The 24,877-nt window shown below is 56.2% G+C and carries 16 protein-coding genes; 7 read left to right on the top strand and 9 right to left on the bottom strand.

Features of this window, described 5'->3' with window-relative positions:
* Positions 1 to 331: 331 nt before the first annotated feature.
* On the top strand, positions 332 to 4,123 hold the full coding sequence (locus C3406_RS10110) for an NAD(P)-binding protein (protein WP_103824567.1): 3,792 nt from the start codon (positions 332 to 334) through the stop codon (positions 4,121 to 4,123).
* A 55-nt stretch (positions 4,124 to 4,178) separates the two neighbouring features.
* Here the strand turns inward: C3406_RS10110 and C3406_RS10105 are convergent, their stop codons facing one another.
* Positions 4,179 to 7,436 (bottom strand): DEAD/DEAH box helicase, encoded by a 3,258-nt coding sequence (locus tag C3406_RS10105; protein WP_158250566.1) that lies wholly within the window; start codon positions 7,434 to 7,436, stop codon positions 4,179 to 4,181.
* Between the two features lie 267 nt (positions 7,437 to 7,703).
* Between C3406_RS10105 and C3406_RS10100 the strand changes: the two genes are divergently transcribed.
* Positions 7,704 to 9,041 (top strand): glycoside hydrolase family 10-like protein, encoded by a 1,338-nt coding sequence (locus tag C3406_RS10100; protein ID WP_103824396.1) that lies wholly within the window; start codon positions 7,704 to 7,706, stop codon positions 9,039 to 9,041.
* A 37-nt stretch (positions 9,042 to 9,078) separates the two neighbouring features.
* Here C3406_RS10100 and C3406_RS10095 read toward each other — a convergent pair whose 3' ends face one another.
* A complete protein-coding gene (locus C3406_RS10095; protein WP_103824395.1) occupies positions 9,079 to 9,489 on the bottom strand; it encodes an ASCH domain-containing protein in 411 nt (136 codons plus the stop codon).
* A gap of 268 nt (positions 9,490 to 9,757) precedes the next feature.
* Between C3406_RS10095 and C3406_RS10090 the strand changes: the two genes are divergently transcribed.
* Complete coding sequence (locus C3406_RS10090) at positions 9,758 to 10,042, top strand: VF530 family protein (RefSeq protein WP_103179608.1); 285 nt, start codon at positions 9,758 to 9,760, stop codon at positions 10,040 to 10,042.
* On the opposite strand, the gene glgX is transcribed toward C3406_RS10090, so the two are convergent.
* The 6 genes from glgX to C3406_RS10060 all read right to left on the bottom strand — a co-directional run bounded on the left by glgX (position 10,039) and on the right by C3406_RS10060 (position 20,654).
* Complete coding sequence (gene glgX, locus C3406_RS10085) at positions 10,039 to 12,114, bottom strand: glycogen debranching protein GlgX (RefSeq protein ID WP_103824394.1); 2,076 nt, start codon at positions 12,112 to 12,114, stop codon at positions 10,039 to 10,041. The two genes, C3406_RS10090 and glgX, sit on opposite strands and share 4 nt — an antisense overlap.
* A 26-nt stretch (positions 12,115 to 12,140) precedes the next feature.
* On the bottom strand, positions 12,141 to 14,657 hold the full coding sequence (treY, locus tag C3406_RS10080; protein WP_103824393.1) for a malto-oligosyltrehalose synthase: 2,517 nt from the start codon (positions 14,655 to 14,657) through the stop codon (positions 12,141 to 12,143).
* Positions 14,657 to 16,441, bottom strand: a complete 1,785-nt coding sequence (treZ, locus tag C3406_RS10075) for a malto-oligosyltrehalose trehalohydrolase (RefSeq protein ID WP_103824392.1) — start codon at positions 16,439 to 16,441, stop codon at positions 14,657 to 14,659. Before treZ ends, treY begins: the two co-directional genes overlap by 1 nt.
* Positions 16,442 to 16,704: 263 nt before the next feature.
* Positions 16,705 to 18,255 (bottom strand): methyl-accepting chemotaxis protein, encoded by a 1,551-nt coding sequence (locus tag C3406_RS10070; RefSeq protein WP_103824391.1) that lies wholly within the window; start codon positions 18,253 to 18,255, stop codon positions 16,705 to 16,707.
* Positions 18,256 to 18,453: 198 nt separating this feature from the next.
* Positions 18,454 to 19,686 carry a diguanylate phosphodiesterase gene (locus C3406_RS10065; RefSeq protein WP_103824390.1) on the bottom strand — a complete coding sequence of 411 codons (1,233 nt, stop codon included), beginning with the start codon at positions 19,684 to 19,686 and terminating at the stop codon, positions 18,454 to 18,456.
* Positions 19,687 to 19,904: 218 nt separating this feature from the next.
* Positions 19,905 to 20,654 carry an SDR family oxidoreductase gene (locus C3406_RS10060; protein WP_103824389.1) on the bottom strand — a complete coding sequence of 250 codons (750 nt, stop codon included), beginning with the start codon at positions 20,652 to 20,654 and terminating at the stop codon, positions 19,905 to 19,907.
* Positions 20,655 to 20,779: 125 nt separating this feature from the next.
* Between C3406_RS10060 and C3406_RS10055 the strand changes: the two genes are divergently transcribed.
* Positions 20,780 to 21,685, top strand: a complete 906-nt coding sequence (locus C3406_RS10055; RefSeq protein ID WP_103824388.1) for a LysR family transcriptional regulator — start codon at positions 20,780 to 20,782, stop codon at positions 21,683 to 21,685.
* Between the two features lie 25 nt (positions 21,686 to 21,710).
* Here the strand turns inward: C3406_RS10055 and C3406_RS10050 are convergent, their stop codons facing one another.
* The gene (locus C3406_RS10050) at positions 21,711 to 22,139 is read right to left on the bottom strand and encodes an OsmC family protein (RefSeq protein WP_103824387.1); all 429 of its coding nucleotides are present in this window, start codon (positions 22,137 to 22,139) and stop codon (positions 21,711 to 21,713) included.
* 365 nt (positions 22,140 to 22,504) lie between these two features.
* On the opposite strand from C3406_RS10050, the gene bdm reads away from it, so the two are divergent.
* From bdm to C3406_RS10035, 3 genes are all read left to right on the top strand, one after another.
* Positions 22,505 to 22,720: a biofilm-dependent modulation protein gene (gene bdm / locus C3406_RS10045; RefSeq protein ID WP_039028747.1), complete on the top strand. Its 216-nt coding sequence runs from the start codon at positions 22,505 to 22,507 to the stop codon at positions 22,718 to 22,720.
* An 80-nt stretch (positions 22,721 to 22,800) separates the two neighbouring features.
* Positions 22,801 to 22,938: a stationary-phase-induced ribosome-associated protein gene (gene sra / locus C3406_RS10040; protein WP_103824386.1), complete on the top strand. Its 138-nt coding sequence runs from the start codon at positions 22,801 to 22,803 to the stop codon at positions 22,936 to 22,938.
* A 176-nt stretch (positions 22,939 to 23,114) separates the two neighbouring features.
* Entirely contained in the window at positions 23,115 to 24,812 is a 1,698-nt protein-coding gene (locus C3406_RS10035) for an NAD-dependent malic enzyme (RefSeq protein ID WP_103179618.1), read from the top strand.
* The last annotated feature ends 65 nt before the right edge of the window (positions 24,813 to 24,877 follow it).

Below are 24,877 nucleotides of genomic sequence, written 5' to 3'. Positions count from 1 at the left end.
TTTTTAACAGGCGAAGCCGGAACATGCTGAAAAACGCCGCGTAGCGCCAGGAAGTCAGGCTATCATTGATGAATAAGACAGTGATTTTTTCTCATTGAAGACCAGGACGTCAACATATAACGGGTGAACTCCGGGGTATTCCTGTTGCCCTGTTTTACTGGTTTGAAATTATTTGGAGAGGATGGTTATGGTTGAATGTTTTACGAAAAATAATACTCGAAATTTTCCGCGGATGTATTTTTCGCCATAGGTATGGGTAATTAAAAAAGGCCAATAAATTTAAACATACTGGCTGTGTATATTTAAAACTGCCCATAAGGGAGCAATGTATATGGCTATATTCAGGTCATTCTGGCAGGCAGGATTCGAAGGCGCTGATTTTATCACCCGGGCGGGTCATCCCCTTTCAATGGATAACGCAACGGCGCATGACGTACGGTATGCCGAGGATTACCGCGCGCTTATGCCCTTCAACATGCACACGGTAAGAGAGAGCGTCGGCTGGCGTCTTGTTGATAAATCAGGCAGTTACGACTTTACCTCCGTCGCAAAAAAAATGATGTCGGCAAAAGAGAACGGTATCCAGATTTGCTGGACGATCTGTCATTACGGCTTTCCCGCTAATCTCGATTTTTTCTCACCGGAATTTGTCTCTCGCTTCGCTCATCTGTGTGGCTCGCTGGCCGCGTTTTTGCGCCCCTGGTATGAGGAGCCGCCGGTCTACTCTCCCATCAACGAAATCTCATTCACCGCCTGGGGCATTGCGGAAGGATTGTTTCCCACCTCCCCGCCGGGCGTGGGCGAAAGCATGCTGGTCAAGCGACAACTCGTTCGGGCCGCCATAGCCGCCTGCGACGCCATCCTGACGGCCGATCCCAGAGCGCGAATTTTACATTGCGACCCGTTAATCCATCTGATTTCTCCGGATGACGACCCTGCAAATATTGAGCAAACCGAAGCGTTTCGTACCGCGCAGTTTCAGGCGTGGGACATGCTGACGGGCAGGCATGAGCTTGAGCTGGGTGGCCATCCGCGCTATTTGGATCTGATAGGCGCCAATTACTACCACGACAATCAGTGGATAATGGGCAACAACCAGCGCCTGCCGTGGCACCTGGGTGACGGTCGGCGACGGCGATTGCACGACATGTTGCAGGAGACCTGGGAACGTTATCGCCGCCCTATTCTGCTTGCCGAAACCAGCCATGTGGGTAGCGGGCGCGGCGCCTGGATTAACGATGTCGTCTCAGAGGTGGCTCAGGCGCAGCTGGCAGGCGTAGAGCTTGCAGGCATTTGCCTTTACCCGATTATCGACCGCCCCGACTGGGAGAATAACGCAAACTGGCATCACTCTGGCTTATGGGATGTGAGGCCCGACAAAGAGCGAGAGCTGAATGCCGTTTACGCCCGGGCTCTTAAACATGTCCAGACCCGGCTGGAACACTTTCACCAACTAACTGGCGTCACTACCTGCACCAGCACAGAGGTATCAGGCATGAAAAAAATCTATGTTTTTAGTCACCTGCGCTGGGATTTTGTTTTTCAGCGCCCGCAACATCTGATGACACGGCTTGCTCAGCACTACCAGATCGTCTTTATCGAAGAGCCGCTGCATTCCGTTGGAAAACCTGAGCTGAAGATTTCCCAACCCGCGCCGAATGTGACGGTCATCCAACCGCAGACGCCGTCAACAGAGCCGGGTTTCCATGATGGACAGATCGCCTGGCTGGAAACACTGCTGGCAGAGATACGCGAAGAGGATGAGACCCCGGTCGTCTGGTTCTACACGCCGATGGCCCTCCCTCTGCTGAAGGTCTTTACCCCCGCCGTCGTGGTGTATGACTGCATGGATGAACTGGCCGCCTTTGAAAAAGCGCCCCGCCAGCTATTGCAACGAGAGTCAGCCCTGCTGACGCGGGCGGATATTGTCTTTACCGGCGGGCCAAGCCTGTATGCGGCAAGAAAAGGACGCCACCCGAACATTCACTGCTTTGCCAGTAGCGTGGATGCGGTGCATTTTGAACAGGCGCTGGATCGGGCAAATCACCATCCTCTGCAGGATGCTATTCCACACCCGCGCCTGGGCTATTACGGCGTAATCGATGAACGCATGGATTTGTCGCTGATCGCCGCCCTTGCCGATGCGCACCCGGAGTGGCAAATCGTGATGGTTGGTCCGGTCGTGAAGATAGATCCGTCAACTCTGCCGCAACGAAGCAATATCCATTACCCTGGCATGCAGCCTTATCAGGCTCTGCCCCATTTCCTTGCCGGGTGGGACGTCTGCCTGATGCCGTTTGCGCTGAATGAATCCACTCGCTTTATCAGTCCGACGAAAGTGCTGGAGTACATGGCCGCGCAGCTTCCTGTGGTGAGTACCGCCATCGCCGATGTTGAAAAACCCTATGGCCACATTGTGGCTGTCGCCCGGGATCATGCCGCCTTTGTCGCCGCTTGCGAAGAGGCGCTGGCATTGTCTGAGGACGAGCGCGCCTCGCAACGGCAGATCATGCAAAACATCGTCGCCAGTACCTCCTGGGACACAACCGTGCAAAAAATGCATGAGCTGATTGGGGAGGCGCTCTCTCGTCATCAGGCGCAGGAGACAGCGACAACGGATGCCGGGGGTGAAGATGTCTCACCTCAGGCAGTTTTACGCCTGATCCCCCCTGCCAGAACGGGTTCAGAAGTAGAGCCATGCTTAATTCTGGGCGCCGGGCCAACCGGCCTGAGCGCGGCCTATCACTTTGGCGAAGGGGCAACCTTACTGGAGCGTAATGAGACGGTGGGAGGCTTGTGCCGCTCGGTTCAGGACAAGGGATTTACCTTCGATTATGCGGGACACATTATGTTTTCCGCCGATGAAGAGGTGCTGGCGTTATACAACATCTTACTGGGTGACAATATTCACTGGCAGATCCGCGAGGCCTGGGTCTATACCGACGGCGTCTATACCCGCTATCCCTTCCAGGGATCGCTTTACGGCTTGCCGGCGCCGGTGATCAAAGAGTGTATTCTGGGTGCCATCGAGGCGCGTTACGGTACCGGGTCAGAGGTGAAAAGCATGGCCTCGACCTGTGGTAATAGTGCCGAGACGCATCGCCGCCATCATCATGACTGCTGTGCCGATGGCGCGGTGCCGGACTACACCAGCACAGGCCAGAACGTACCGCCGGAAGGCAGTTTTGAAGACTTCATCTATGAAACCTGGGGCAAAGGGATCGCCCGTCATTTTGCCATTCCCTACAATAAAAAATTATGGACGGTGCCACTCTCAGAGATGGAGACCTCATGGCTGGGCGGACGCGTCCCCTTGCCCGATCTGGACCAGATCATCGAAGGCGCGCTGGGCGAAACGGCGAAGCCTATGGGACCCAACGCGCGTTTCGGCTATCCCCTGAAAGGCGGTTTTCAGGCGCTGATGTCCGGCTTTGTGCCGCACATAAAGGGCCGCATTGAAACCGGCGCCGAGGTCAGCAAAATCTACGTCAATCAGCATATTGTCGTGCTCTCTGACGGCAGACAGTACCGCTATGAGCAGATGATCAGCACGCTGGTGCTGCCGGAGCTTATCCGTCTGATGGGTGACGAAGTACCGCCAGAAATTCGTAAAGCCGCAAAAGGCCTGCGCCATGTCTCCGTCCGCTGCGTCAATCTGGGCGTTAATCGCGACACCCTGACGGATAAACACTGGATCTACTACGCTGGCAAAACCGTATTCCACCGTATTTTCGTGCAGGGCAACGCCAGCCCGTTCTGCAGTCCGCCGGGTGCGTGCGGCCTCACCTGTGAGATAAGCTACTCCCCGGACAAACCACTGCCCGCTGACGGCCAGGCGCTGATCGACAGATGTATTCAGGAGTGCATCGAGGTTGGGATCATCTCGGAAACCGATGAAATCCTCACCAGCAATCAAATCGACATCCCTTACGCCTATGTCATCTATGACCAGCAGCGTAAAGAGAATGTTGAGATGATTAGAAAATGGCTGTTGCTGCACGGCATCACGCTGGCCGGACGTTACAGCGAGTGGGAATACTACAATTCGGACCATGCGTTTATCGCCGGTAAGGCGGCGGTTGAGAAGGTCCGCCAGTCTGCGTATCGCCACTCTGTTTCATAGTGGTGACAGTGTCACGAAACGTAACCAGAGGGCACAAAATGTGCCCTCTTTCCGTTTACTCAGCGGGTAAACCGTTCGCCAGCGTGGAGAAGTAGCGCTGTTTCTGCCACTCCGCACGATTACCGATGACGTACAAGCGTTGTTTCGCCCGGCTGACTGCAACATTGAGCAGATTTGGCCGGCTGGCCGCCCATGATTTAGCGCCGGGCCGCTGAACATTTCCCCCAAGGACAAATATCACAATGCTGGCCTCTTTACCCTGGGTGGTATGCACTGTGCCGGTCTTTTGAGTGTCAAACCCTAGTTCAGACGCCAGTTGGGATAACTTCTGCGCACAATCTTTGAACGGTGAAACCAGGAAAATATTGTCTGGCTTTACGCCATGACTATCCCGCAGGCCCGATAACAACGTTCTGACCGCTTCACCTTCCTCTGCAATCCAGTTACCTTCACATGCCTTGCCTTCGACATCAATCCAGCAACTTTCCGGCAAGGGCAAGGATACCGCCTTTTTCCCATGAACCATGAGACCGTCATAAGCAACCGCATTACTGACGGTGAACATCGGATCGTCACAGCGGCGATGAACGCGAAGCGGACAGCCAACCCAGACCTGCCCATTATCGGGGTCAGGCAAAAGCGTGCCCAGATCCATCGTGTGATCGGCCAGGATTTGCGCCGACACCATCCCCGGCCACCAGCACGCTGAAACGCCATAATGCTGCGCCAGCGCCCCTTCCACGACTTTAGCGATCCCGCTAACCGGTTCCAGCTGTTTTGGATCCCCTACGACAACCGTTCGGGCTGCACGCCAGATGGCGCCTGCGGCCTGCTGGGGTAACGCCTGCCCCGCTTCATCGATAAGCAACCAGCCAATCGCTTCCCTGCCAATCCGTTTAAACATGCGCGGGACGGAAGCAAAGGTCGTTGAAATGACGGGAACGACAAGCGTCAGGGAATTAAGCGCCAGCTCAGCCTGCTCCTCTGACAAATTCTTGCCTTGTAGCCAGTTACTCACCAGATTGATATTGCTGATGAACGGCTCCGGATGATGCTCAATAAAGGCCCTGTGAACATCCAGGGCGGCCAGGAACAACGCCTGTCGGGCTTTTTGCCACGCGTCGTCCGCCCAAGGCGCGGACTTCTCTCGCACCTCATCGCTGGCATGGGGATCGGGCCAGACATCACCCAGTGCCGATTTTGCCTCTTCTGACCGCGCTTGCGTTGAGATGAGCTCCAGGTGCATCTCGCTCAGAGCACGATCAATCTCCTGCAACTGCCGCGTCTGGTCCCTAACGCTCTTCTCTGCCTCCTTCTCTTTGCGTTCGAGGGCATCCCGTTCTGTCTGGTATACCCCCATCTTTGCACGAAGGTGATCGCTCTCCTGGGTTAAACGATGATAACGCTCCCGCCACTCACGATGGGCGCGTCCCCATGTGGAGATCCAGTCCAGGAAGGTGGGCTTATGGGAACCATGCTGTTCCAGGCGCTTGCCGGCAGCCTCAAGCTGCCCGCTCCATTCAGCGTAATGGGCCTGATGCTCGATTTTTTCAACCTGGATCTTCGCCTGCGTCTCCTGAGCCTGAGTCAGATGGGCTGCCGTCAGCGTCCGGGCGTCGCGCTTTTCCAGAATGCGCTGATGAATCTCATCGATCTGCTTATCCAACGTTGCGTAGTCGATCAGTTGCTGACGTATTGCCTCTTCCCGCTCCTGCGCCTGTGTAAAATTCAATTTCGCCTTATCCCAGGAGATGGCGGGTTTTCTTTTCCCGGCTTTTATCAGTCTGAGATGGTAAGCCAGCCCTTCCCCCCGCTGAGGCGTGAACGTATCTGGAGGCAATAACGGCGTATCCTTATTTTCTTCCGGTTTTCTCCACCAGAACACCTTCATAAAAGTGTTCCTGTTGCCTTTGTTGCCCAGTCTGGCCGCCAGCAAACCCCAACCCGGCTTACCGATCAGTTCAGAAACCAGATCGGCAAAATAATCACTTTCACCATGCACGCTTTCCGGCACGGCGTCTGCGCCGGGAAGTTCAAGCGAGATATTTTCCACCGCGCCGTTATTTGCGGAGGCAACGACAATCGAAGACCCCTTTATGGCAGGATGCAGAGGATAGTAAGGGTATCTGTCGTCCCCAAGAATGAGCATATTTTTGCCCGCGAAGACCTCATCTTCATGGCGAATCAAACTCCCGGCCCGTTGCGTCACCACCGCGGCAACCACATCCCGCAATAAGGTCGTTTTCCCCGTCCCGGGAGGACCATTCACGGCAAAGATACCGGATTGATCGGCGTGGCGACGCCAGATCTCGTTAACCGCTAACTGTTGGCTGAATGCCAGAGGATAAGGCGAAGGCCAGGCGCCCGCAGGGGGTTGCGTGGGAAGCAATCGCTGAAAGGCGAGCCGTAAACCCTCGGGTGAACGTAGGTCGATACGCGCTCTGTCAGGTTCAGAGACAGCACGCATATACTCAACGAATCCCGGTCCTGCATCGTTTTGCTGCCAGGCGTGACCAAGGTTACGCAGCTCGCTGATACAAAAACTGTTTAATAAACCATCCTGTACGGGATCAACCTTCTTTTCTTTATCTTTGTTATCCGGTGTTGGCTGCTCCCCGGCGGGCTTCGGTGCCTTAACCTGGATACATTTCACAAGACAGACAAACTCAGATTCCAGGGTTGAGTGCGGGAAAAGCGTTTTATCAACCACCAGCGCCACCAGCTTCTGGATCCAGTCGATATCCGGGCTGTTCCCGTTAGCCTCTAAAAACGCGGCTTCATCGGCTATCCATTGCATAAGACGCAGGGTTAAGGCATCGAAACCGGCGAACCCACTATCAACAAGAGGGAGAGTGTCACCTGGCGGAGGTAAGTCGGAAAAATCTACGGGAACGTTGTTCTCAAGCGCCGCCACGCCATCCTTATGGTGCAGGATTTGACCGGCAGCCCATGCGGAGAGCGACAGCATAAATGTCTGATACAGCGGTATGCCCTGCTCATTGAAGCTAATATCAAAAAGCCGACTATTGACTCGTCCCCTCTCTTCAACGACATCATCATGCGCGCCAATCTTCTCTTCCAGTTGCTGAGAAAGCGCCGTGGCATCATAAACACCGCATTGCGCGGTATAGAGCCAGACTTTGTCATCTTTAAGAGGTTTATCGGTGTGTCTGGTATCGCGCCAGGGGAGATTGCCACCTTGCGCAACTTTATAGGCTGGCCGGAACAGATCGTCGGGGTTATCTTTGTCGAGTTTCTGAGGCGTAAGCGCCTCGACCGCTTTCCAGAACTGAAAAATGTGTTGTGCCTGCATCTGCTGTTGAAATACCTGAGTAGGAGGTGATCGTTCGGCTGTTTGGCGCATTGCTAAGCAGCAAGAATAAAATACTTACACGAACAAATAATACCCCTGGTAACAAATGGGTCAACCTTGCAGACAACAGAAGAACGCTATAGTCAACTGAACCCTAACACATTTTTCGCTGAACAATTGAAACCCAGGGGGACAGACAACAGGGTCACAGCATTGACTTCCCTCCGAATAGAACGACAATAAACGTACCCGGCGACATTCGTATAACTGGAGCTTATCATCGCCTGTTCACGTCGTTCTCAGCTTGCCACTCACCTTAAGCGCTCCGGCGCGCTCATCGCCGCGCTTATACTGGTCAGTTGTAGCTCAACTCCCCCCAAATCTCTGGTAACGCCGCTACCGCCGGTCGCGAAACAGCCCCTGCCCGATAAAAGCGCGCGTCACGAGCCGGTGCGCGGCGTCTGGCTGGCAACCGTCTCCCGTCTCGACTGGCCGCCTCAGGCGTCAGTGAATGGGCGCAGCGCACCGGCGCGGAACGCCATGCAGCAAAAGGCCCTGACCGATAAGCTGGATAACCTGAAAAGCCTCGGGATCAACACCGTTTTTTTCCAGGTGAAACCGGACGGCACGGCTCTGTGGCCCTCTAAAATATTGCCGTGGTCCGATATGCTGACCGGCAATATAGGAGAAGACCCCGGTTACGATCCGCTGCAGTTTATGCTGGATGAAGCCCACAAGCGTGGGATGAAAGTGCATGCCTGGTTTAACCCTTACCGCGTCTCGACCAATATCCGCCCGGGTACGGTCGCCGAGCTGAACCGAACCCTGAAGCTGAATCCGCCCAGCGTCTATGTCCTGCATCGGGAATGGATCCGCACCGCAGGCGATCGCTTTGTTCTCGACCCCGGCATTCCGGAAGTCCGGGACTGGATCACCAGCATCGTGGCGGAAGTGGTGTCGCGCTATCCGGTCGACGGCGTGCAGTTTGATGACTACTTCTATGCCGAGTCCGCAGGCTCGAAGCTGAACGACAGCCAGACCTATCGCCAGTACGGTCAGGGCTTTGACTCAAAAGCCGACTGGCGGCGCAACAACACCCAGCAGCTGATAACCCAGGTGTCGCGAACCATTAAACAGCTAAACCCGAACGTGGAGTTTGGCGTCAGCCCCGCTGGGGTATGGCGTAACCGCTCCCACGATCCGGCCGGGTCCGACACCCGGGGTGCGGCGGCTTACGACGAGTCCTTCGCCGATACCCGCCGCTGGGTGCAGCAGGGCCTGCTGGATTACATCGCCCCCCAGCTCTACTGGCCTTTCGCCCGGGATGCCGCACGCTATGACGTGCTGGCTAAGTGGTGGGCCGACGTGGTGAAACCGACCCATACGCGCCTCTATATTGGCGTGGCGCTCTATAAAGTGGGCGAACCCTCGAGCAAAGAGCCCGACTGGACGGTGAAAGGCGGCGTGCCAGAGCTGAAAAAACAGCTCGATTTGAATGAATCTGAGCCGAACATCGACGGCACGATTTTGTTCCGCGAGGACAATCTGAATCAGCCCCAGGCGCAGGATGCGGTACGGTATTTGCGGACGCGCTGGGGATCGTGATGAGGATAGACGCGTGACCGCTACTGTTGTAGCGGTTTCACGTTAGACGAACAACCTCAAACTCTTCTGCAACAAGCTCCATATCCTCCGAAAAAGAGCCTTCCTGCGTAAAGAAGCGCTGATGTTCTTTGCGCCAGTACGCAAGGCTAAGATCGCCTTCGCCTTCTTTGCGGGCAAACTCAGCGCTGACATCACAAAAACGCACCAGACGCGCTGAAACCAGCCTGACAACGCAGGCAGGTCGCTCTTGCCCATCCAGGATGATGATGTAACCGCCAATGGTGGAGCTCGCGCCTTCTTGCTGATAAGAGGCCAGGGAGCCACAGGTGGCTGTTTTTATCCCCCTTCTGATCAAGTCTGCAAGCTCGCTGGCCAGTGCTGGACTGTCACCCATCTGCCAGACAGTCGCACCTGGATACTTCACCTTTAATTCATCAACTGCAGTCATAAAAATCCTCTTAATCGCACAGGAACATAATGCCGGGGGCGCTGCGCTTGCCTTCACGTTGGCCGACGCAAGCTATCCATTTAGCGCCCTGCGATCAACCCCTTACATTTTGGGGGACCGCATCATTATTGCTCCAGTTTTTACTGGCATACATTCCAGTGAGATTGAGGCAATATTCGGCCTGTAATGTCGATGGGTAACGTTGCTGGCTTCCGGCTTTTCTTGTACCCTTCCCCGCTTTCAGACCTTTAATAATAACCGGATGCATATGACCGCTCACCCTTCCAGAGATCCGCTGCACGGCGTCACCCTTGAGATGATGGTTAACGCCCTCGTGGCGCGCTATGGCTGGGCGCAGCTGGGCAAGCTGATTAAAATCAACTGCTTTAACAGCGACCCCAGCGTCAAATCCAGCCTCAAATTTTTGCGCCGCACGCCCTGGGCTCGCGCCGAAGTCGAAGCCCTCTATCTGGATTCGCTGGAAGATACCGCGCCGGCCAAAGCCGACGACGATACCTCCAGCCCCTGGGAGAGAGCCCGGGCTAACCGTTAAGGTCGACGCAACAGCACGATACTGCGCCCCGCCAGCGGGAAGTCAGTATCCGGGGTGATAGCCTGGCCCAGGTTGTCATCCTGCACCGTACTTAGCTCCAGCACCCAGCCACCCTCACCGCAATCCGGAATACGGAACGGTACCGCAGCCTCGTATGGATTGATCAGCAGCAGCACCTCCTGCCAAATCCCGTTTTCTGCCTCTAAATCGGCCCGGGTCAGATAGAGCCCAAGGGTGGTGCCTTCATCCCAGTGCTCTGGCAGTTGCAGGCCGCCACCCGCGTTGTACCACAGGATCTCCATCCCATCACGCCAGCTCTCGCGGCGTAACAGCGGCTGGCGGGTACGCAGCTCAATAAGATGCCGGGTAAAATTACGCAGCATCTCGGCGCTTTCCGGCAGATCCTCCCAGTGCACCCAGCTGATCTCGCTGTCCTGACAGTAGCCATTGTTGTTCCCCATCTGGCTGCGGCCAAACTCATCCCCCGCCAGCAGCATCGGCGTGCCGTGCGAAAAGAGCAGCGTGGTGAGGAAGTTGCGTTTCTGCTGTTCGCGCAGGGCGTTAATCTGCTCGTCGTCGGTAGGCCCTTCGGCGCCATAATTCGATGACCGGTTATCATTGTGGCCGTCGTTATTATCTTCGCCGTTTGCCTCGTTGTGCTTCTCGTTGTAAGAGACCAGGTCGTTCAGGGTAAAACCGTCATGGGCAGTGATAAAGTTGATGCTTGCCCACGGACGACGCCCGCGTTGGTCGTAGAGATCGCCGGAACCGAGCAGACGCGCGGCAAAGTCCGAGGAGACGTTATCCCCGCGCCAGTATTCGCGCACGGTATCGCGATATTTGTCATTCCACTCGCCCCAGCCGGGTGGGAAGCCCCCCACCTGATAACCACCAGGGCCGATATCCCACGGCTCACCAATCAATTTCAGCCGGGAGAGCAGCGGGTCCTGCATCATGGCATCGAAAAAGCCCCCGCGCTGGTCGAATCCTTCCGGCTCGCGACCCAGAATAGTACCGAGGTCAAAGCGGAAACCGTCGATATGCATCGATTCGGCCCAGTAGCGCAGGGAGTCCATGATCATCTGCAGCACTCGGGGATGGGAGGTATTCACCGTGTTGCCAGTACCCGTGTCATTCACATAGTAACGGTGCTGGCCTGCAATGGTCCGGTAGTAGGAAAAGTTGTCGATCCCCTTGAAAGAGAGTGTCGGGCCCAGCTCGTTGCCCTCGGCGGTGTGGTTATAGACCACATCCAGGATCACTTCGATACCCGCATCGTGGAAGGCGCGCACCATATCGCGGAATCCCTGGATGCCGTTCGGACCGTAATAGCGCGACGCCGGGGAGAAGAAGTTCAGGGTGTTATACCCCCAGAAGTTTTTCAGTCCCCTGTCCAGCAGATGTTGATCGTCCGGGAAGGCGTGCACCGGCAGCAGCTCCACTGAGGTGATGCCGAGGCTTTTGATGTAATCCACAATCGCTTTATGCCCCATCCCTTCAAAGGTGCCGCGCAGCTCAGGCGGAACGGCCGGGTGAAGCTGGGTAAAGCCCTTCACGTGGGTTTCGTAGAGAATAGTTTCAGACCACGGCACCGCCGGGCGATGCGGGTCCTGTGCGTCGAACACCCGAGGGTCGATAACCCGGCATTTCGGGGTAAACGGCGCGCTGTCCCGGGTATCAAAGCTGAGATCGAGATCATCATGCCCCAGCTCATAGCCAAAATGGGCGGCGTTCCAGTTAAGCTCGCCGGTTAACGCCCGGGCATAGGGGTCGAGCAGCAGTTTATGCGGGTTAAAGCGGTGGCCGTTTTCGGGATCGTAAGGACCATACACACGATAGCCATACAGCGCGCCCGGCTGCAGATCCGGAACGTAGCCGTGCCACACTTCATGGGTGTATTCCGGTAGCTCCAGGCGGGCAATTTCATGCTGACCCGTCGGATCAAACAGACATAGCTCAACGCGTTCGGCACAGGCCGAAAAGAGCGCAAAATTGACGCCTTTGTCGTCGTAGTTTGCGCCGAGCGGGTAACTCTGCCCCGCCTCAATCTGATAGATCTTATTATTTGCCATAACATCTCTCCCTCGAACCATCATTATTAGCCGCAGGCCAGTAACACCCGCCAGCAATCCTGTGCATCATGTAACTTCAGGCTTTCGCCCGGTATAACGATTTCACCGCTGAAACAGTCCTGATAGCGACGCCCGGCCAGTTCAGCAGGCAAGACAACCTCCGTATCGCCCCACAGTGCCGCGCCGGTCAGTGGAAACGTCTGTGCGGCGCTGGAAAACGCCAGACGCGGTGCCACCACGATCAAGACGTCGTCGTCATCCACGCGAGCAAAGGCGATGGCTTTGTCCGCCCTTTCACCCCGGGTCAGCAACGCGACATAGCTGCCCAAGCGGAACAGCGCCGGTTTACGCTGGCGCAGATTCAGCAGCGTGCTGGTGACATACACCTTAAGCTGGCCGTCGAGCCAGCTCGCCTCACGGGAGGCGGTATGCACATCGGCGCTGTTGAGCTGCTGGTTGAGCTGCGCGAAATCCGGCTCGCGGCGGTTATCGGGGTCGACGAGGCTAAAGTTAAGCCCCTCGCTGCCCTGATACACATCCGGTACGCCCGGGGCAGTCAGTTTGATCACCGTCTGGCTCAGGCTGTTTACCAGCCCGGCGCGGATAAACGGGCGTAACGAGGTGCTGAAGTCGCGCAGAAAATCCTGATTGTCCGGTGAGAGCAGATGGCGGGCATACTCCAGCACCACCGTCTCATAGGCTTCGTTGCTGTCTACCCAGTCGGTGCGCAGCTTGGCCTCGCGCAGCGCTTTCTCCACAAAGGCCAGGAAGCGCACTTCCAGCGCGTTCAGACCCGCTGCATCCTGGGGATCGAGTCCAGGTGGCCAGACTCCCGCCAGCGCCTGATATAACATCCAGGTGTCAGCGGCTCGTGGCGCCGTGCCGTCGTTCAGAAAGCGGACATGGGTCTGGTTGAGTTGCTGCCAGCGGGCCACGCACTCGGCCCATACCTGCGGCGCTTCTGTCAGAGTATAGAGCCGGGCGCGGGCATCTTCCCCGCGCTTGGTGTCGTGGGTTGAGGTGCCCGAGAGCGCATCCGGCTGGCGCTCACGTCGCGCCGTCATTTCGGTATGGAAACGCGTCAGCGAGAAGGCGCGCGGCACCGGTTCGGCCCCGACTTCGTTAAGGGCCAGATCCATGTGCTGGCGGAAAAACAGCGTGTCCTCTACGGATTTCGCCATCAGCGGCCCGGTCAGCTGCTGGAAACGGGTGCGGAACTGGCTGGCGGTATCGCGGGCCTCATCGCTGACTTCGCCGGTCAGGATACGGGTCAACAGCGTGAGCGCGTCCGGGTCGGCGTTAACGTGGGTCAGCACGTTTTGTAGCAGCCGGATATCCGCACTGGACATCCCCTGCGCGGTGCCATAGGTGCGATAGACCGGGAAGGCCACCAGCAGCTCCCGCAGCGCCAGGCGCAGCAGCTCTTCATCAATCGCCACGCCTTCCACGTGCGCCAGTTTTTTGGCCAGCGTCAGCAGTGTGGAAAACTCCCCGGCAAAATTGCGATCCACCATCAGCAGGCGCGCCGCACGCAGTTCAGCGTGCATGTCCACCGGGCTACCCACCACCGCGTCGTAGGCCTGACGCAGGCTGTCGATTTTGTCGTCATCCACCAGCACTTCCGAGAGTGAGGCGATGAATTCATACCCGGTCGTGCCGGAGATCGGCCAGTCTGTGGGGAGGTTCTCCCCTTTACTGAGGATCTTCTCTACCGTGATGTAGCAATCGGCTCCCGCCTCCTGCCGCAGACGTTGCAGGTAAGAGCGCGGGTCGGCCAGACCGTCCACATGATCGATGCGCAGCCCCTCCACCGCCCCCGATCGCACCAGGGCCAGGATTAGGGCATGGCTGTCATCGAAGACCGCGTCGTCCTCAACGCGCACACCCACCAGGCCGGTGATCTCGAAGAAGCGCCGCCAGGAGAGATCCCGCGGGGCGTCGCGCCAGCTGGTAAGTCGCCACGGCTGCTGGTCATGCAGGCGTGCAATCGCCTCACGCTCGCGCAGGTTCAGAACCTCTTCCTCGCGTCCCATCCAGCTCTCCGGAATGAGCGGATAGAAGTTGTCATAAACGGCCAGCGCCGGTTTACCGGTGTTGGGATCGCGCTGGATGCTGATCTCCCCGTTCGCCAGTACCACGTCAAAGTCATCGCCCAGAAACGGCAGCGTCAGGCGACGGGACCAGTCGATATCAAAGTGACGGGCATAGCGGCTCTGCTCGCCGTGTTCAATTACATCGCGCCACCAGGCGTTTTCAAGCGAGGTGGACATATGGTTCGGGACGATATCAAGGATCAGCCCCAGGCCAGCCGCCTTCAGGGCGCTGACCAGCCGTTCAAATCCGGCGCGACCGCCAATGGCCGGGTCGATCTCATTGGCGTCGGTCACGTCATAGCCGTGGGTCGAATCGCGGGCAGCGGTAAAAATCGGCGAGGCATACAGATGGCTGATGCCAAGTTGCTGCAAATAAGGCACCAGACTGGCGGCACGATCAAACGTCATGCCATTACGAAACTGGATACGCCAGGTCGCTGTGGGGATCATCAGGTTGGTTCTCCAGGGGCAAAGCGGACAATAAGGGTGTCGGGCCGTAATTCGGTATGGATCTCAGGCCAGGCAAAGAGGGTTTCACCCGGCAGATCGGGCAACGCCTCCGTATGGCCGCCGACGTTAAACGCCAGCGACAGGGTTCCCCGTGGAAACGTCCAGGTGACTGCCACGCAGCCGGGTGCCAGGTCCAGCACCTTGCCCCCACCGTTGCGGGCGGTTGCCAGCAGCGGCACAATCACCTGCTGACGCAGTTGCAACAGGTGGCGGGTAAAGCTCAGCCAGCTTTCCCCCTCCGGCTGGTTAACTTTGTCCCAGTCGAGTTTCGATCGTGTAAAGGTCTCCAGCGCATTCGGATCGGGCACGCCCTCCTCCTGATGGCTGGCATGGTCGGCGAACTCCTTCGCCCGTCCTTCCCGTACCGCCCGCGCAAGATCACCGTGAAAATCGGTAAAGAAGAGGAATGGCCGGGTTTCACCGAACTCCTCGCCCATAAACATGAGCGGGATATGCGGCGACAGCAGCAGCGCGGCCAGCAGCACCCGAGTGCGATCCTCCCCGATAAGGGAGAGCAGACGATCCCCCTGCGCCCGGTTACCCACCTGGTCGTGATTCTGGATAAAGTCGACAAACGCCACCGGCGGCTGGTCGATGCTTTTAACCCCGCGTGGCTCCCGGTCCCGGGGAGTGATTTCGCCCTGATAGGCAAACCCTTCCGCCAGCGCCCGGGCGACCCATTTTTCCGGCTGATGCGCAAAGTCCCGGTACCAGGCGTGAGTCTCCCCGCTGGCCAGGACGTGAATGGCATTGTGCAGATCGTCATTCCATTCGGCGGTGTAAAGCGACGGGGAGCCGTCCTCACCGTAAGGATGCAACGAGATAATGTTGCGGTTGTCTTCAGTGGTGAGATGGATCGGGCGATCGGTTATCTGCGCCCGGATGCGTTCAGCAATTTCAACCAAGATATGTTTTTCAGACGAATCTGCAATGTGATCGATGGCGTCGAAGCGCAATCCGTCGAAGCGGAACTCCTCCAGCCAGTACAACGGTACGCCGATCATAAACTGACGCACGGGGGCCACATCGTAGGCGATGCCATTTCCCCAGGGGGTCATTCGCTCCGGATGGAAAAAGTCCGGCGACAGGCGTGGGAGGTAGTTCCCCTCCGGACCAAAATGGTTCAGCACAATATCCAGCACCACCGACAGCCCCAGGCCGTGGGCGGCATCCACAAAGGCTTTCAGCTCATCCGGCGTACCGTAGGTGCTGTGCGGGGCATAGAGCAACACCCCGTCATAGCCCCAGTTGCGATTACCTCCCGCCTGCGATACGGGCATCAGTTCAATCATTGTGATGCCCAGCGAGGCCAGATATGGCAGCTTGTCGGCTGCCGCGCGGAAGGTGCCTTCCGGAGTAAAGGTACCGATGTGCAGCTCATAGACCACGCTCTCTTCCCAGCGTCGGCCCTGCCATTCGGTGTTGCGCCAGACATAGCTGTCAGGATCGCACACCAGCGAAGGACCGTTTACATCCCCTTGCTGGGCGCGGGAGGCGGGATCCGGCACCGCAGTGCCGTCTGCCAGAATATAACTGTAGGGTGAACCGGGTTTGACGTAGTCAACCGTCAGTTCGAATCCGCCGTCACCGGTCGGGTGCATCGCCAGCGTTTCGTCGTTGAGGCGCAGGGAGACCTGCTCCTGACCGCTGGCCCATAGATGGAAGCGAACCGTGTTAGCATCAATGTGTTCACAACCCCAATACGTAATAGATTTAGCTGTCATTCCACCACCTCGTTTGACCCGTGTTCCTCAGGGTGCTTAACGTTTATCGTTACGCAGAGGGAAAAAGAGAAAGTGCGGCGGCAATCCGCCGCGCATGCACATCAAGCATAGACCAGGAAATTAATGTGAGATGGGTCACGACGAAGCGGCAGGAAGAAGTGTGGTCAGGGTGTTGTCGGGCGGCTGCTGCGCCTTACCCGGCTTACGAACGATAAACCTGCATGCCCGGCAAGCGCAGCGCTGCCGGGCAATCAGACATTGCCTTATGCCGGTTCCGGGAGGCGGAAGCTGGCAATACTTTGGGTGAGGTGTCTGGCTTGCTCTTCCAGCGAAGCCGCTGCTGCCGCAGACTCCTGCACCAGTGCGGCGTTCTGCTGGGTCACGCCATCCATTTCGGTCACGGCCTGTCCTACCTGACCAATGCCGCGGCTCTGCTCTTCGGACGCCACCTGAATCTGCTCCATCAGCGCGTTGACTTTGTTCACCGAGGTGATGATGGCATGAATGACTTCACCCGAGCGATTCACCAGCTGCGAACCGTTTTTCACGCTGGAAACCGACTGGGCGATGAGGTTCTCAATATCCTTCGCCGCCACGGCGCTTTTCTGCGCCAGGGTGCGCACTTCAGTCGCCACCACCGCAAATCCACGCCCCTGCGTCCCGGCGCGAGCCGCTTCAACGGCGGCATTCAGCGCCAGAATATTGGTCTGGAAAGCGATGCTGTTAATGACGCTGGTGATATCTTCGATGCGCTGAGAGTTGGCGGCGATGGTGTTCATGGTGTCGATCACCTCGCGGGTCACGGCCTCCCCGGTTCGGGCGTTGTTCACCGCATCCTGCACCAGCTTACCTGCCTGGTTGACGTTCTCGGTATTATTGGCAACCGTCGCGCTCAGCTGCTCCATGCTGGCGGCCGTTTCCGTCAGGGCTGCGGCCTGCTGCTCGGTGCGGGAAGCCAGGTCGATATTGCCGGAGGCAATCTCCTGCGAGGCGTGGTTGACGGTATGGCAGGCAGCACGTACCTGAGAGACCGTATCCAGCAGGGCCAGACGCATCTCCTCCATCGAGCCCATCAGCAGGTCGATCTCATTGTTCGATCCGGTTTTCTGCGGGACCGCTTCCGTTAATTTACCGGCGGCGATCTGGCTGCAGTGCTCACGGGCGAGATGAATCGGCGCGAAGACAAACCGCTTCATCAGGACGCTTACCCCAACAATGACCACCACAAAAAGGGCGGCAAAAGCGATAATGATGGTTAAGCCGGAAGAAAACTGCGACCGCGCATCGTCATTTAACTGTTTCGCGTATTTCTGGTGCACCGACAGCACCTCATCGAGAACAATTTCGTACTGACGGTCGAGGCCAGAAATCTGCGGGATCAGCGCATCAAACTTTGCCTTGTCATGGGCAGAGGCCGCCTCAATCAGCGGCACCAGGCCACGATCGCGGTAGGCCAGCCAGCCGTCATTATAGTTTTTCACCAGCGGCGCTTCGTCCGCCAGGCGGGGGGCGTCATTAAAGGCGGCGAAGGCGCCATCGGCTTTGGTCAGAGCCAGCTTAACGGAGGCCAGCTTCTCATCGAGACCGGTGGTGTCGCCACTTTCCACCTGTTTCATATACTCCATAACCCGCACGCGCAGGGTACGGCTGTGGTTAATGGGATCGATAATGGATAACACCACCTGAATCTCTTTATTCACGTTATCCAGGGAGTTGTTGCTTTTAATGGCCAGCCAGACGTTGGTAGCGGCACTGGCGACAAAGAAAAACAGCAGGGCAAGCAGGATGGCAAGAGACGACTTTTTTAACGACATAAATACCTCAGAAACAATACGGTCTGAGGTATTATCGGCAGCGCAAAATTAACATTGAGTTAAAGTTATTTATTAATAAAAAAGCCGAAAAACAATTTAATTTATTAAAATCACTGCATTACAAAATAACTGCTAATAATTTAACCTGTGAAGCATTGTAAATATTCAGCTATTTACTCAATCCTTATTGCTGAATATTTAATCGCTCAGAAAAGGCGCGCTGGAAAACTGCGGCCAGTGGATCTCTCCTACCCCATTTAATTTTGGCCGGGAGAAGAGAAAGCCCTGAAAACGCTTAATGCCAGCCGACTCCAGCCAGCACCACTCTTCGATCTTCTCGATGCCCTCGGCCACCAGCGCAATTTCCAGGTCGGTACAGCAGCTGATAATCGACTTCACAATGGCCTGCTTCGGGCCGCTCAAATGGATGTCGCTGACAATCTCACGGTCGATTTTGAGCTTATCCGGCTGGAAACGGGTTAACAGCGACAGCCCAGCATACCCGGAGCCAAAATCATCGATCGCCAGGCCAATACCTGCCGCCCGAAGCTGCTTAATGGCGCTGTTAAACTGGTTAAATCCGGAGATCATTTCGTTTTCAGTAACTTCAATGACCACCTGCTCCGGCTGCAGGCCGTGGATGAGGATCTGATCCATCAGAAAATCGACGGCGCCAGGGACGTTCACCAGCGACATCGGCAGCAGATTAACGGCGATTTTATGATCGCCAATCCCAATTTTCTCCGCCAGCGCAAAGGCATACGCCTTGGTCTGCAGGTCCACTTCGTACATTTTGTCCTGATCAATGGCGCTAAAGAAGCGTTCCGGGCTTCCCCCGTCGTTACCGCGGATCAGCGCTTCCAGCGAAGAGATTTTCCCCTCGGTGGGTTCAATGATCGGTTGCAGAGCAAACTGGCAGACCTGGTTATCGATGGGCCCGTTGATGCATTTCCCAAACGGGGCGTGTTCCGGGGCCAGTTTCCATCTTTCCGGCAGAAAAACCGCTCCGTCGCGGGTGGGCTGTTCCCGTGTAATAAACGACTGAATAAACTTAAACACCCGATCCTGCGCCGCCAGATAGTAGTCCAGCTTGCTGTAGCGCAGCACCGATGAGAGCACCGATTTTTGGCTATCCACCAGCAGGTCGAAGAGCAGCATGCCCACATTTTCGAAGCGCCTGCGCGGGCCATAATCGCGCATCAGCTCCACCACGCTGTGATGGCGCTTGTCGCTGCGGATCTTACAAAACAGTTTTTCAAGGACCTCTTCTGGCCCTTCAAGGATCTGCAGGAAATCGGCGCCGTTAAACAACAAAATGCCCGTCACGTCCAGGGCAGAATTGCGCTGCCTGGCTTTCTCAACAAGTGAAATAAGAGATAATGATTGGCAGGATGGATTTAACTGGCTTTTATAAATGAGAGTCGTCAGCACAGCTAGTTTTCCTGGTCGAATGTTAGGCCTTTTAAGCTCTTGTTTAGCATAAATTACATTCGTGGACTAATAGTATTACGAGGATATATCCAGAAAAGATCGATTCGGCTCAAAAATAATCAATGTGAATGTTTATTGAGGCCATAAAGGACAGAAAACATCCCTGTTGTTGAAGATGAGCATGCCATCCATGGCACGTTCAGGTAGCCCGGTTTGTGTCAGATTTGCGCCATCCCACCGTCCACAAACAGCTCTACAGCGTTGATAAAGCTGGCGGCATCGGAGGCGAGGAACGCCACCGCTTTACCCACCTCTTCCGGCTCGCCAATACGCCCCATCGGCACCGTAGCGGCTAAAGCATCAAACAGCCCCTGCCGCTGATCTTCTGGCACCAGTTCTCCCAGCCCAGGGGTTTTAATCGGGCCCGGGCTGACCACGTTCACCCGAATGCCGCGCCCCTGCAAATCCAGCGCCCAGGAGCGGGCGAAGTTTCTTACCGCCGCCTTGCTGGCGCTATAGACGCTGAAGTTAGCGGTGCCTTTAATAGAGACCGTGGAGCCGGTCAGGATCACCGATGCTTTGTCGGCCAGCAGCGGCAGCGCTTTTTGAACGGTAAACAGTACGCCGCGGACATTGGTGGCAAAAATGCGGTCAAAGTGTTCTTCGGTTATCGCCCCCAGAGGCAGCATATCGCCCCCGCCAGCGTTAGCGAAAAGCACATCCAGCCGCCCGGACTGTTCGGCGATTTGGGCATAAACGGTATCAAGATCGGCGAGTACGGAGGCGTCGGCGCGAATGCCAGTGACCTGCCCGCCGAGGGTGGCGACGGCGTTGTCCAGCTCCGCCTGGCGGCGACCGGTGATATAGACCTTCGCCCCTTGGGCTTGCAGCTCTTTTGCCGTTGCCAGACCAATGCCGCTGGTGCCGCCGGTGACGAGTGCGATTTTACCTGTTAATGCTGTGTTCATTTTGCTTTTCCTTCCACATTGTTGGTGTGGAAGCACTGTAGCCCTTGCGGCATTAGCGAAAAATTAGCAAAAATGGAAATCACTTTTTCCCTGTGGGAATAATCTCTGTGGCGGAGCGCCTCTCTATGGATCAATTACTGGCCATGCGTGCCTTTACGCGCGTAGTGGAAACCGGCAGCTTTACCCGGGCGGCGGACTCTCTGAATATGCCCATCGCCACCCTCAGCAAGCTGGTGAAAGCGCTGGAGGCCCATCTGGATGTGCGGCTGCTGCAACGCACAACCCGCCGGGTGACGGCGACGCCAGAGGGCCAGGACTATTACGACAAAGCCCGCCGGGTGCTAATTGATATCGAAGAGATCGACACCTCTTTCAGCCAGGCGAAACAGCAGCCCCAGGGGCACCTGCGCATTGACGTGGGCGGCTCAACGGCGCGAGACGTGCTGATCCCTGCGCTGCCGGACTTTATGCGCCGCTATCCCGCTATCCGTATCGATCTTGGCGTGGCCGACCGGCCGGTGGATCTGATCAGCGGCAATGTGGACTGCGTTATCCGCGGCGGCGCGCTGGAGGACTCTTCGCTTATTGCCCGGCATATTGGCAATGCGGAGATGGTCACCTGTGCCACACCGGGCTACCTGAAACAGTTTGGCATCCCCGCCTACCCGGAGGAGCTGCGCAATGGTCACAAGCTGGTGAGTTATCTTTCGCCGGTAACCGGGCGCGCCGTGCCGTTTCGCTTTACCCATGAGAATGAGACCCGCGACATTAATCTTGTGCATCATATCGGGGTGAACGAGAGCAACGGTCATCTGGCGGCAGCGGTGGCCGGGATGGGGATAATACAGACGTTTAGATACTCAGCAGGCGCACTGCTGGAAGCGGGCACGCTGGTGGAGATCCTCGACAAGTGGCGCCCGCCGCACTACCCGTTTTACGTGGTTTATCCGCAAAACCGGCATATGACGCATCGTCTGAGGGTATTTATCGCGTGGCTGGCGGAGGTCTTTCCCGCCGCGGTGAAGGGATAGCCGGGCGCAACGCCCGGCAGGACAATCAGTTCAGCTGATAGTCGAGGGTGATTTCCGCTTTCAGCAGCTGTGAAACCGGGCATCCCGCTTTCGCTTTCTGGATAATGCCGTCAAACTGCTGCGGGTCGATGCCCGGAACGGTCACTTTGCTCTGCAGAGCGACTTTGCTGATGGCGAAACCGCTGTCGGTTTTGTCCAGCGAGACATCGGCAGTGGTGTCGATGGAATCGGCGGTATAGCCCGCCTCACCCAGCATCAGCGACAGGGCCATAGAGAAACAGGCCGCATGCGCAGCACCAATCAACTCTTCCGGGTTGGTACCTTTTTCCCCTTCAAAACGGGTATTGAAGCCGTAAGGCTGCTGATTAAGAACGCCGCTTTCCGTCGAAACTGTCCCCTTGCCGCGTTTAATATCACCAGACCAGTGTGCTGAACCGTGCTTATGAATTGTCATTCTTGCTCTCCTTGTTGGCTTACAAAGCATTCAGTATAGACCACGCTGAAGAGCGAGCCCGAAAGAGTGATATATCAGGATTATTCTGTGAAGTCGGAGAGGTTATGGCTATTGCAATCAGGCGTTTTCCGTGTAATTTAAATCCGTCCTCGCCGATATTTATTTTAGAGGCCAACTAACACAGGAATATTTTTAACGAGTCCAATGAATATATTCTATTTTTTAAGATCATGAAAAAGCATGATTTTATGACAGCAATATTTCTGAGAGGATTCTTAAACACAGCGGCAAAAATATTTGTCATTCTGAATATCACGATGTTTTTGCGAACCGGACCATTAAACAGAAAACGACACGGAGGCAACATGTTTAATTATTATTCTGCAAATACGACATCCGCACAGCCGGAACTGGTTAATGCTATCGCACAGGGTTTACGCGCTGAAATGGGCGCTGTCACTGAAGATGATATTTTGATGGAACTGACCAAATGGGTCGAAGCCTCAGATAATGACATCCTCAGTGATATCTACCAGCAGACCATTAACTACGTTGTCAGCGGGCAGCACGCCAGTTTCTGAAAACCTGCTATGCTGGAGAGGCAACCTTAAGGGTTATATTTCGATCACCTTATCACTATCAACAGGATGGAGGAGTCAATATGAAATCGAACCGTCAGGCACGCCATATTCTGGGACTGAACTACAAGCTGTCTAACCAGCGCAAAGTGGTGATTGAGGGGGGCAATGAAACGCAAGTCACCCACGCCACCGGTAGAAAACGCCACGAACCAAAGTAAGTTCTCCCTAAAGATCCCCGACACCATCGGCAAAACCGATGGTGTTTTTATTTGTATGTTGCAGTTTTTAACATCCACCTCCTTTATACTACCTGCCTGACACCCCCTATGGGCACGACAGCGAAGATGATGAACAACAGTGCCAGGGACGGATATGCAAAAATTAAGTGAGTAACATGGACAACAAAGCCAAAAAAAATCGCTCCCTCTATATTCCTTACGCCGGTCCGGTTCTGCTGGAGTTCCCTCTCCTGAACAAGGGCAGCGCCTTCAGCATGGAAGAGCGCAGCAACTTCAACCTGCTTGGCCTGCTGCCGGAAGTGGTTGAAACCATCGAAGAACAGGCCGAACGCGCGTGGATCCAGTACCAGGGATTCAAAACCGAAATCGATAAGCACATCTACCTGCGCAATATTCAGGATACCAACGAAACCCTCTTCTACCGCCTGGTGCAAAACCATCTCGACGAGATGATGCCGGTGATCTACACCCCAACCGTCGGCGCCGCCTGCGAACGTTTCTCGGAAATCTATCGCCGCTCACGGGGCGTGTTTATCTCCTATCAGAACCGTCACAACATGGATGATATTCTGCAGAACGTCTCCAATCACAACATCAAAGTGATCGTGGTAACCGACGGCGAACGTATTCTGGGACTCGGCGACCAGGGGATCGGCGGAATGGGCATTCCGATCGGTAAGCTGTCGCTCTACACCGCCTGCGGCGGCATCAGCCCGGCCTACACCCTGCCGGTGGTACTGGATGTGGGCACCAACAACCAGCAACTGCTTAACGATCCGCTCTATATGGGCTGGCGCCACCCGCGCATCACCGACGACGAGTACTATCAGTTCGTGGATGATTTCATCCAGGCGGTAAAACACCGCTGGCCGGACGTACTGCTGCAGTTTGAAGATTTCGCCCAGAAAAACGCCATGCCACTGCTGAATCGCTATCGCGACGAAATCTGCTCCTTTAATGATGATATTCAGGGCACCGCAGCGGTAACGGTCGGCACGTTGATTGCGGCCAGCCGCGCGGCGGGCAACCAGCTCAGCTACCAGAAGATCGTCTTCCTCGGCGCCGGTTCCGCCGGGTGCGGCATTGCCGAGCAGATCATCGCCCAGACCCAGCGCGAAGGGCTCAGCGAAGAGCTGGCGCGTTCCCGCGTATTTATGGTCGACCGCTTCGGCCTGCTGACCGACGCCATGCCAAACCTGCTGCCGTTCCAGACCAAACTGGTGCAAAAGCGTGAGAACCTCAAAAACTGGGATACCGATAACGAAGTGCTCTCCCTGCTGGATGTGGTCCGCAACGTGAAGCCGGACATTCTGATCGGCGTTTCCGGCCAGACCGGGCTCTTCACGGAAGAGATCATCCGCGAGATGCATAAATACTGCGCGCGTCCAATCGTGATGCCGCTATCGAACCCGACCTCGCGCGTGGAAGCCACCCCGCAGGACATCATCGCCTGGACCGAAGGCAATGCACTGGTCGCCACCGGCAGCCCGTTTGCGCCAGTGGTCTGGAAGGACAAAATCTACCCGATTGCCCAGTGCAACAACTCCTATATCTTCCCGGGGATTGGCCTTGGCGTTATCGCCTCGGGTGCCTCGCGCATCACCGATGAGATGCTGATGTCCGCCAGCGAAACCCTGGCGAAGCACTCTCCGCTGGTCAATAACGGTGAAGGGCTGGTTCTGCCGGAGCTGAAGGATATTCACGTGGTGTCGAAGGCGATCGCTTTTGCCGTGGGCAAAATGGCGCAGCAGCAAGGGGTGGCGGTGAAAACCTCTGCCGATGCGTTGCAGCAGGCGATTGACGAGAACTTCTGGAAGCCGGAATACCGCAGCTACCGTCGGACATCGATCTAAAAGCAAAAAGGCAACGCAAAAAACGGCAATCCCGGATTGCCGTTTTTTTTTCTCGCAGTGACTCC

This window comes from Leclercia sp. LSNIH8, assembly GCF_002920195.1.
GTDB lineage: Bacteria > Pseudomonadota > Gammaproteobacteria > Enterobacterales > Enterobacteriaceae > Enterobacter.
The sequence above is the reverse complement of the archived record's forward strand: the minus strand, read 5'-3'. Positions and strand labels throughout refer to the sequence as shown.